The organism is Bradyrhizobium sp. 17 (genome assembly GCF_023073515.1).
GTDB classification, from domain to species: domain Bacteria; phylum Pseudomonadota; class Alphaproteobacteria; order Rhizobiales; family Xanthobacteraceae; genus Bradyrhizobium; species Bradyrhizobium canariense_D.
In genome coordinates this window covers 90,747-100,294 of the sequence record NZ_JADPJQ010000073.1, presented here as the reverse complement: position 1 = coordinate 100,294, position 9,548 = coordinate 90,747, and the positions used below count along the sequence as shown (strand labels likewise).

The following is a 9,548-nucleotide window of genomic DNA, read 5'->3' as shown; positions in this document are numbered from 1 at the left end:
GGGGGGGGGGGCAGCCACAAGCGAGGAGCAAGCCGAGAGAGGCCCCTCACCCGGATCGCACCGGACGATGCTTCGCATCGCCGGGGGCGACCCGACCTCTCCCCGTAAGAACGGGGAGAGGTAAAAACTACGCCGCCTTGGCGAGCGCGGCCTTGGTCTCGGCGAAGGCCCAGTCGATCCACTGGGTCAGCAGCGCGACATCATTGGCCTCGACGGTGGCGCCGCACCAGATACGCAGGCCGGCGGGCGCATCGCGATAGTAGGCGAAGTCGTAGCCCGCGCCCTCTTTCTCGACCAGCGCCACCAGCTTCTTGCTGAACTCGGCCTGCGCGTCCTCGGAGAGTGAGGTGATCGCGGGATCGGTGAACTTCAGGCACACCGAAGTGTTGGAGCGGATTGCGGCGTCCTTGGCGAGGAAGTCGATCCAGGGCGTCTTAGCCTTCCAGTCGGCGAGCACCTTGGTGTTGGCGTCGGCGCGCGCGATCAACGCCTTCAGGCCGCCGATCGACTTGGCCCAGTTCAGTGCGTCGAGATAATCCTCGACGCAGAGCATCGACGGCGTGTTGATGGTCTCGCCGACGAAAATGCCTTCGTTGATCTTGCCGCCCTTGGTCATGCGGAAAATCTTCGGCAGCGGCCAGGCCGGCTTGTAGGTTTCGAGCCGCTCCACCGCGCGGGGCGACAGGATCAGCATGCCATGCGCGGCTTCGCCGCCGAGCGCCTTCTGCCAGGAGAAGGTGACGACGTCGAGCTTGGCCCAGTCGAGGGGTTGCGCGAACGCGGCCGAGGTGGCGTCGCAGATGGTCAGGCCTTCGCGGGTCGCGCTGATCCAGTCGGCGTTCGGCACGCGCACGCCCGAGGTGGTGCCGTTCCAGGTGAAGACGACGTCGGACTTCGGATCGACCTTGGAGAGGTCGGGGATCTCACCGTAAGCCGCGTTGAGCTTGGTGACGTCCTTGAGCTTCAATTCCTTGACGATGTCGCTGACCCAGCCCTCGCCAAAGGATTCCCAGGCGAGCGTGGTGACGGGCCGCGCACCCAGCATCGACCACAGCGCCATCTCGACCGCGCCGGTATCGGAGGCCGGCACGATGCCGATGCGATAATCAGCGGGCATTTCGAGCACTTCGCGCGTCAAATCGATCGCGAGCTTGAGCTTGGTCTTGCCGACCTTCGCGCGATGCGAACGGCCGAGCGCTGCGTCCTTGAGATTTTGGGCATTCCATCCGGGGCGCTTGGCGCAGGGGCCGGAGGAAAAATGCGGCACGTTCGGCCGCGAAGCGGGCTTCGCTACAGTCATCGTCTACCCTTCCAGATAGTAAGCCTCCCGTTGGGGGGAGGTGTCCCGCCGCGGCTGATACGGGAAACGGGAAGAGTCGTCAAGGAAGTTCCGGCGGTTCACGCGCGGGTGATGGCGCCTCCGGTGCGATCTTGGGGGAATCGACCACCGCCAGCGCGTTCAGCAAGCCCGTGGCATCGCTGATCAATTGCGCGGCGCGGCGGCGGCTGCCGACTTTCAAAATGCATTTGTCATTGGCCTGCACGACGTAGTCGTTGCCGACCTTGATCATCGAATAGCTTGTCATCGAAATCCCCGAACCGATCGAGCCCGGTTTCGACGTCCCGTAGCACCGTTCGTTCCTTCACCAACGTGAACGCCGTGACGGTGGTTTATCAGCTCTTAATATGAACGTACGCGCGATCCGATTTCGCTGATCGCGCAAGGCTCATAGCGTGCTGCGTCAAAAGCGGACAGTCATGCCGACGTGACTCGCCGTGAACCCAAGCCGCTTGTAGAAGCGCTGCGCATCTGTTCGCGTCTGATGCGTCAGCAGTTCGACGAGATTGCAACCGCGCGCTTTCGCTTCCGTCACCGCCCATTGCACCAATTGCTCGCCGATGCCGCGGCTGCGGCAATCGGAAGCGACGCGGACGTCTTCGAGCAGACCGCGCAAGCCGCCTTGCGAGCTGAGACCCGGCAGGATCGCGAGCTGCAGGCAGCCGACCACCCTGCCCTCATTCTCGACAACCACAAGCTGGATATTTTGATCGCGCTCGACCCGCGCGAATGCCTCGTAATAGGACGCATGCAACGGGTCTTCCACGCGCTCGCGTGCGCTCCCGAGATGATCGTCGGCGAGCATCGTCACGATCGCAGCAACATCTTCGCGGCGCGCGGGACGAATGGAGACAGATTCGGCGTTCATAAAGTTACTCCTGCCTCAAGCGCGCCTAACGCACCTTGGGTAGCCCGAGAAAGGTCTCGGCTTCGCCGATCCAGCGGCGGATGGCGGCATAGCGACCGAGATCGAAGCCGCCTTCATGCGCGACGCGCGTATAGGCAAGCAGCGAGACGTCGGCAAGCGAAACGTCATCACCGGCGAAGAAGCGGTTTGCCGCCAGATGCTGCTCCATGCGATCGAGCGCCGCGTAGCCGCGCTTGACCTTTTCAGGATCGAGCTCGGAGGCGTCCTTGCCGAGATAGACGAGCTGGAAGCGGCACACTGCGATATAGGGCTCGTGGCTGTATTGTTCCCAGAACAGCCATTCGTCCATCTTGGCGGCAGTGAAGGCGTCGCCCGGAATGAGCGCACTGTCGCGCGCGAGATAGCGGATGATGGCATTGGACTGCGCCAGCGTGCGACCGTCGTCGAAAGCGACGGTGGGCACCTGGCCGGCACCGTTCATCTGGAGGAATTGCGGCGTACGGGTCTCGCCCTTGCGGGTGTCGATCTCGATCCACTCGTAGAGCACCGCGAGCTTGTCGCAGACCCACTTCACCTTCAGACAATTGCCGGAATTGCTATCGCCGTAGATCCGCATCCGTGCCCCCGCGCATTCGGCGACAGAGCATCAGGACGGGAGAAAGCTGTCAACCGGCGGCGAAGGGCGGCGACGTCAGAATTTGTAGCCGAGGCCGAGACGCGCGTTGTTCAGCGTCACCTTCGTGTTCATGACGGGCGAGAATTGCACATACTCGTATTCCACGCGCGCGAACAGCCCGCTCCAAATGCAATATTCCAAGCCGATACCGGCGGTCCAGCCGACCACGAAATTGTTGGTTCGGTGCTGGGACTGCGTCTGCGACTGCGCGGGAACCGCCATGGGCGTTCCGATGATGGTGAACACGTTGCCGAATATGTCCGTCACGGTCGCATCCTGGCGCAGCTTCACATCGCTGGTCACGGTGCGCGAGACGTCCATGCGGGCGATGGCCGGGCCCGCGAACATGTAAGGCATGAAATCGCCGCCGTCCCAACCCACGCGCCCACGGAGTGAGACCATGTCCTTGACGGTCGCCGCGGCGGTGCCGGTCAATGTCGTGAGATAGTGGTTGGTCACGCCGGTGGGCTGGACGTCTCCAGGCGGGTTGACGATGTCGAGCGAGTTGGAGCCTGACGTCAACGTGGAAATCTTGTTGAAATAGCTGTAGGTGCCCTCGAGACCGAGAATGGCGTCGTACCATTGCCAGTTGCGACCAACGAAGCCGCCGAAATTCGCGCCTTGCGTGCTTGTCTTGTTCATCAGCGACCAGGTCGAGGTCGGTTGCTGAAGCACGCTGTCGCGGAAGATGAAGTTGGTCAGGCCGACGACGCTCTGGCTGAAGTCGACCGCTGCGGACGAGTAACCGGCGGAGCCGCCGGCATAGAAGCCGTCCCAATTGCGGGTCGATTTTGACAGGCCGTCGGTGAAGCTGCCGCGCAGGAACGGCAGATCCGGCATGTCGGCCGCATGCGCGGCAGAAACCGTCCCCAACATCGCCGCCGCCAACAAAAGCCTACGCATCGAACGCTCCATCGAACTCGAACTTTCGCTCGTGATCATGGCCCGTTAACCTTAACCAATGGTTGCGCCGGAGCCTTTCGTCGCCGCCCGCCATGAAAAATACGCAAAGCAAAACGGCGCGGGATGATCCCGCGCCGTTAAGAAGTCCTAACCGATCAGGCTGACGATCAGCCCTTGGTGACGAGCGGCGGCATGTAGGCCGGCGGGCTGTCGAGATTCCAGCGCACGCCGAGCTTCAGGTCGTGCGAGGTAATGTCCTTGAACTTGAAAACGTTGCCGGTGGTTGCCCCGGTGTAGGTCGACAAGACACCGGTTTGCCCCTCACCCATATCGACATAGCTGTAGGCCAGTTCGAGAACGAGGTTGGGATTGACCTTGTACGCGAGACCCGCATGGGCAGCCCACGCCAGGTTCCACTTCGAACCGGCTGGTGCGCTCGAGAAGCTCGCCGTCGAGAACGCAAGATCGTTGATGCCGGTATCGGTAAAGTTCGAGATGGAGACGCGTGCGCCGCCAACGCCGGCACCGATGAACGGCGTGATGCACCACCAGGTGCCCAGGTCGACATACGCGTTCGCCAAGACCAGCCATTCGGACTTGGATGCGCTGTAATTATCGATCCCGCTGTAGGGCACGCCGCCCGCGGTTCCGGTGAAACGATCCGTTCCCTTGAAATTCGAATTGCCGCGATACTGCCCGGTCACGTCCGCGCGGAACCAATTGTTGAACCGGTAACCCGCGCCGAGGCCAAAGATGCCGGCGGTGTCGAACGACGACTGCTGATTGAACGAGGTGAGCTGCGAATAGGCGGACTCGCGACCGTAGTGGAGATCGCTCGTCTTCTGATTGCTGAAGCCGACGTCGCCGCGCAGGTACCAGCCACCGAAGTCGGCGGGCGGAGCCGGGGGCGCGTACATCGGAGGGGGCGCCGCGATCGGCATGTCGGCGGCGAACGCCATCGAGGAGATCAGGGTTGCCGCACCCGCGGCAAGGAGAGACTTAACGCTACGCATTGGCTTCGTCCTTTTGGCCGGTGAGGCAATACGGCGCCTCACGTTCTGGAAACTCACGGCCCGGACGATGCCAGCAAATGTTTAAGCGCCACTTAACCCTAATTTTTAAGGTTGATTTTTTCTCAACTCGGACGCGCGGGCGGCGCGAGCGTTGCAAAAATGCAGCGCCAAATGCGACGCCGTCGCCGCATTTCCTAACGATGTATGAAGCCGCGTTGCAGCAAGTCAGGATATGTTAACGCGCGTGCCGCGGCAGCTTGGGCAGGAACACCGCAAGCAGGCCGATCGCCGGCAGATAGGCGCAAACCTGGTAGACGAACGCGATCGAGGTGTGGTCCGCGAGCTTGCCGAGCACGGCGGCGCCCAGGCCGCCGATGCCGAAGGCGACACCGAAGAACACGCCGGAGATCATGCCGAAGCGGTGCGGGACCAGCTCCTGCGCGAACACGATGATCGACGACGTCGTCGAGGAGATGATCAGGCCGATGATCACGGACAGCACCGCGCTCGCATAGAGCCCGGCATAGGGCAGCGCCAGCGTGAACGGCAGCGCCCCCAGGATCGAGATCCAGATCACGATCTTGCGGCCGAAGCGATCGCCCAGGGGACCACCGAGAAAAGCGCCGACCGCGTTCGCTGCGAGGAAAATGAAGAGATACATCTGCGCGGCTTGCGTCGACACGCCGAAGCGGTCGATCAGATAGAAGATGTAGTAGCTCGACAGGCTCGAGACGTAGAGCTGCTTCGAGAACAGCAGCGCGACCAGCACGAGGAGCGCAACGACGACGCGACGCGAATTCGGCGCGTCGGGATGGGCTTGATCCACCGCCGTCTTCTTCGCCTTGATCTGCGGTTCGTACCAGCGGCCGATGCGCCAGAGGATGAGGATCGCGAGGAAGGCGATCGAGGAGAACCAGGCGATGCTGCCCTGCCCGAACGGCACGACGATGAGCGCGGCGAGCACCGGTCCCATCGAGGTGCCAAAACTGCCGCCGAGCTGGAACACCGATTGCGCAAAACCGTAGCGGCCGCCGGAGGCGAGCCGCGCGATGCGCGCCGACTCCGGGTGAAACACCGCCGAGCCGAGGCCGACCAGAGCGGCGGCGACGAGGATGACGAGATATTGGTGGGCGGCGCTGAGCAGCAACAGACCGAAGAAGGTCGAGGCCATGCCGATCGACAGCGAATAGGGCTGCGCCTTCTTGTCGGTGTAGTGGCCGACCACCGGCTGGAGCAGCGAGGCCGTGAACTGGAAGGCCAGCGTGATCATGCCGATCTGCGCGAAGTCGAGCGCATAGGTGTCCTTCAGGATCGGATACACCGAGGCGATCAGCGACTGCATGGTGTCGTTGAGGAAGTGCGAGAAGCTGATGCCGGCCAGCACGACATAGGCCGGCCCCGCGGCACCTTTGGCGCCGGGCTCGACGTCGCTGACGAGGACGGGCTCCGTCAGTGTTTCCTCTGAGACGACGACAGGCTTGTTCACTGGAGCATCCCGGCGGGCGCGGCAGATTGCCGCGACAAGCTAGTTACGATGCGCGCGGCGACCGATCCACCGCCAAACGCCCATGGCTGGAATGCGCTTCGCCAGATTTCGCGGCCAAACTGCGGCCTGCATGGTTCGAGACGCCCGCCTGTGGCGGGCTCCTCACCATGAGGGTCTACGTCTTCGCCTGGAAACAAAACCTCATCCTGAGGAGCCCGCGAAAGCGGGCATCTCGAAGGATGGCTGCGAGTTCAGGCCGCGGCGTTCCCGAGCGCCGAGACGATGGTATCGACGACGTCCTCGACCAGGATGCGATCCTCGCCCTCGCCCATGACGCGGATCACCGGCTCGGTGCCGGAGGAGCGGATCAGCAGGCGGCCGTGGCCGTTGAGCCGCTGCTCGCCGTCGGAGATCGCCGATTTGACGTCGGAATTGTCGAGCGGCTTGCCGCCCTTGTGACGGACGTTCTTCAGGATCTGCGGCAGCGGATCGAAGCGGTGGCAGACTTCCGACACCGGCCGGCGCAGCTTCTGCACCACGGCAAGCACCTGCAATGCGGCCACGAAGCCGTCCCCGGTGGTGGCGTAGTCGGACAGGATGATGTGGCCGGACTGCTCGCCACCGAGATTGTAGCCGCCGTTCAGCATCTGCTCGAGCACGTAGCGATCGCCGACCGGCGTGCGCACGAGATCGAGCCCCTGCGCATTGAGGAATCGCTCGAGCCCGAGGTTCGACATCACGGTGGCGACGATGCCCGATCGCGACAGCCGACCGTCTTCCTTCCAGCTCCGCGCGATCACCGCGAGCAGCTGGTCGCCGTCGACGATATGGCCGCGCTCGTCGACCAGGATGACGCGATCGGCGTCACCGTCGAGCGCGATACCGATGTCGGCGCGCATCTCGCGCACCTTCTTCGACAGCGCTTCGGGCGAGGTGGAGCCGCATTCCTTGTTGATGTTGAAGCCGTCGGGCTCGACCCCGATCGGAATCACGTCGGCACCCAGCTCCCACAGCGCTTCCGGCACCACCTTGTAGGCGGCGCCATTGGCGCAATCGACCACGACGCGCAAGCCGTCGAGCGACAGATCGCGCGGCAGCGTGCGCTTGGCGAATTCGATGTAGCGGTCATGCACGCCGTCGATGCGGCGGGCGCGGCCGAGACTGGCGCTCTGGGCGAGACGCTTGTCGATGGGCTCATCGAGCAGCTGCTCGATCTGCTTCTCGACGTCGTCGGAGAGCTTGAAGCCCTGCGGCCCGAACAGCTTGATGCCGTTGTCCTCGAACAGATTATGCGAGGCGGAGATCATCACGCCGAGATCGGCGCGCATCGACTTGGTCAGCATCGCGACCGCCGGCGTCGGCATCGGGCCGACCAGCAGCACGTCCATGCCGACCGAAGTGAAGCCCGCGACCATCGCGTATTCGATCATGTAGCCGGACAGGCGGGTGTCCTTGCCGATCACGACCCTGTGGCGGTGGTCACCGCGCTGAAACGCCAGGCCTGCGGCCTGGCCGACCTTGAGCGCGAGCTCCGGCGTGATCAGTCCGTTGGCGCGGCCCCGGATCCCGTCCGTCCCGAAATATTTGCGGCTCATATCGTCCCCCACGCAACAACCAGGGATCCCCAGCGCAACCTCCGGGTGCCCAAGCGGGACCCGCATCCCTGATTTGCTGAGGTCTTATAGAGCCATCACGGCTAACTTGGCTTCAAAAAATATGATGAATCATTACGGAACCGGGCGGCTCCCGGCCCCGATAACGTCTTGTTAACATTATATTTCCGTTGAAGATACTGGAACAGGGCGGAACCGGCACCTAGTCCGAGCGCTTCACATGGCCGTCCGCGCGGCTCGGCGCCGGCTGGGTGACACTGACGGGATCGGAGCCCGGAAAGGTCTCTTCCAGACCCTCCTCCAGCGCTTCCTCGAGATCATGCTTCTCCTTGATCTCCTCCGGCGTCGGTCCGGTGTGCGGCCTGGTCATGGCGCCCTCCTCTCCACAAAGGATTTGCAAACGATTTGGCTGTGCATCCAACCATGCTAGATGACCCCTCGATCTTCCGATGCAAGAGTCTTCCCATACAAGACTCTTCCGACAAGACGGGCCGGGAAACGTTCATGAAGCACATCACCTGTATCGACGATCTTCGCACACTGCATCAGCGCCGCGTGCCGAAGGCGTTCTTCGATTATTGCGACCGCGGCTCCTACGCCGAGGAAACGCTGCGCGCCAACCGCGAAGACATGCAGGCGATTAAGTTCCGCCAGCGCATTCTGGTCGACGTCTCCAAACGCGACACCGCGACCACGATCCTCGGCGAGCCCTCGACCATGCCGCTAATCCTCGCGCCGGTGGGCCTGCTCGGCATGCAGCATGGCGATGGCGAGATCCATGCCTGCCGTGCCGCGCAAGCGGCCGGTATCCCGTTCACGCAGTCGACGATGTCGATCTGCTCGATCGAGGACATCGCGGCCAATGTCGAGAAGCCGTTCTGGTTCCAGCTCTACGTGATGAAGGACCGCGGCTTCATCAAGGAGTTGATCCAGCGCGCGATCGCGGCGAAATGCTCCGCGCTGGTGCTGACCGTCGATCTCCAGGTCATCGGCCAGCGCCACCAGGACATCAAGAACGGCATGACGATCCCCCCCGAGTGGACGATGTCTAAATTTCTGGATTTCGCCACAAAGCCCGCGTGGGTCTCCGGCGTGCTGCGGGGCAAGCGCCGTACCTTCGGCAACATCGCCGGCCACGTGAAGAACACCGAGGACCTCAATCGCCTCGCCGAATGGACCGCCTCGCAGTTCGACACGTCGTTGAACTGGAAGGACGTCGAGTGGGTCCGCAGCATCTGGCCGGGCAAGCTGATCATCAAGGGCATTCTGGACGTCGAGGACGCCGAGGAAGCCGCCAAGACCGGCGCGCAGGCTCTCGTCGTCTCGAACCATGGCGGCCGTCAGCTCGACGGCGCGCCGTCATCGATCGAGGTGCTGCCCGAGATCGCCGAGGCGGTCGGTGACAGGATGGAGATCATGTTCGACGGCGGCATCCGCTCCGGCCAGGACGTGATGCGCGCGCTCGCGCTCGGCGCGAAGTCCTGCATGATCGGCCGCGCCTACGCCTATGGCCTTGGCGCCGGCGGCCAGGCCGGCGTCGCCAAGGCGATCGACATCATCCAGAAGGAGCTGCTCACCACCATGGGCCTGTGCGGCGTCAACCGGATTGACGAAATCGACGAACATATCATCGCGATGTGAACCGCAGCG

At 63.2% G+C, this 9,548-nt stretch carries 10 protein-coding genes; 1 reads left to right on the top strand and 9 read right to left on the bottom strand.

From position 1 onward, the window contains the following. Window positions 1-127 precede the first annotated feature (127 nt). From IVB13_RS14275 to IVB13_RS14235, 9 genes are all read right to left on the bottom strand, one after another. Window positions 128-1,300, bottom strand: coding sequence for a phosphoserine transaminase (locus tag IVB13_RS14275; RefSeq protein ID WP_247489280.1), 1,173 nt, complete (start codon window positions 1,298-1,300; stop codon window positions 128-130). Window positions 1,301-1,379: 79 nt separating this feature from the next. Further along, complete coding sequence (locus IVB13_RS14270) at window positions 1,380-1,571, bottom strand: hypothetical protein (RefSeq protein WP_231190264.1); 192 nt, start codon at window positions 1,569-1,571, stop codon at window positions 1,380-1,382. Between the two features lie 171 nt (window positions 1,572-1,742). Further along, a complete protein-coding gene (locus tag IVB13_RS14265; RefSeq protein WP_247489278.1) occupies window positions 1,743-2,207 on the bottom strand; it encodes a GNAT family N-acetyltransferase in 465 nt (154 codons plus the stop codon). A 25-nt stretch (window positions 2,208-2,232) separates the two neighbouring features. Further along, entirely contained in the window at window positions 2,233-2,823 is a 591-nt protein-coding gene (locus IVB13_RS14260) for a glutathione S-transferase family protein (RefSeq protein WP_018453558.1), read from the bottom strand. A gap of 75 nt (window positions 2,824-2,898) precedes the next feature. After that, window positions 2,899-3,786 (bottom strand): outer membrane beta-barrel protein, encoded by an 888-nt coding sequence (locus tag IVB13_RS14255; RefSeq protein WP_247489276.1) that lies wholly within the window; start codon window positions 3,784-3,786, stop codon window positions 2,899-2,901. A 167-nt stretch (window positions 3,787-3,953) separates the two neighbouring features. Further along, window positions 3,954-4,799, bottom strand: a complete 846-nt coding sequence (locus tag IVB13_RS14250; RefSeq protein ID WP_240543166.1) for an outer membrane beta-barrel protein — start codon at window positions 4,797-4,799, stop codon at window positions 3,954-3,956. A 235-nt stretch (window positions 4,800-5,034) separates the two neighbouring features. Continuing rightward, window positions 5,035-6,285, bottom strand: coding sequence for an MFS transporter (locus tag IVB13_RS14245; protein WP_085383819.1), 1,251 nt, complete (start codon window positions 6,283-6,285; stop codon window positions 5,035-5,037). Between the two features lie 251 nt (window positions 6,286-6,536). After that, window positions 6,537-7,880: a phosphoglucosamine mutase gene (glmM, locus tag IVB13_RS14240; protein WP_247489273.1), complete on the bottom strand. Its 1,344-nt coding sequence runs from the start codon at window positions 7,878-7,880 to the stop codon at window positions 6,537-6,539. 220 nt (window positions 7,881-8,100) lie between these two features. After that, on the bottom strand, window positions 8,101-8,268 hold the full coding sequence (locus IVB13_RS14235) for a hypothetical protein (RefSeq protein ID WP_018453553.1): 168 nt from the start codon (window positions 8,266-8,268) through the stop codon (window positions 8,101-8,103). A gap of 134 nt (window positions 8,269-8,402) precedes the next feature. Between IVB13_RS14235 and IVB13_RS14230 the strand changes: the two genes are divergently transcribed. Then, a complete protein-coding gene (locus IVB13_RS14230; RefSeq protein ID WP_018453552.1) occupies window positions 8,403-9,539 on the top strand; it encodes an alpha-hydroxy acid oxidase in 1,137 nt (378 codons plus the stop codon). The last annotated feature ends 9 nt before the right edge of the window (window positions 9,540-9,548 follow it).

Coding starts and splice junctions, on each gene's coding strand:
- IVB13_RS14270 (WP_231190264.1), bottom strand. CDS start 1,571: ATGATCAAGGTCGGCAACGACTACGTCGTGCAGGCCAATGACAAATGC.
- glmM (WP_247489273.1), bottom strand. CDS start 7,880: ATGAGCCGCAAATATTTCGGGACGGACGGGATCCGGGGCCGCGCCAAC.
- IVB13_RS14230 (WP_018453552.1), top strand. CDS start 8,403: ATGAAGCACATCACCTGTATCGACGATCTTCGCACACTGCATCAGCGC.
- IVB13_RS14250 (WP_240543166.1), bottom strand. CDS start 4,799: ATGCGTAGCGTTAAGTCTCTCCTTGCCGCGGGTGCGGCAACCCTGATC.
- IVB13_RS14255 (WP_247489276.1), bottom strand. CDS start 3,786: ATGCGTAGGCTTTTGTTGGCGGCGGCGATGTTGGGGACGGTTTCTGCC.
- IVB13_RS14265 (WP_247489278.1), bottom strand. CDS start 2,207: ATGAACGCCGAATCTGTCTCCATTCGTCCCGCGCGCCGCGAAGATGTT.
- IVB13_RS14260 (WP_018453558.1), bottom strand. CDS start 2,823: ATGCGGATCTACGGCGATAGCAATTCCGGCAATTGTCTGAAGGTGAAG.
- IVB13_RS14235 (WP_018453553.1), bottom strand. CDS start 8,268: ATGACCAGGCCGCACACCGGACCGACGCCGGAGGAGATCAAGGAGAAG.
- IVB13_RS14275 (WP_247489280.1), bottom strand. CDS start 1,300: ATGACTGTAGCGAAGCCCGCTTCGCGGCCGAACGTGCCGCATTTTTCC.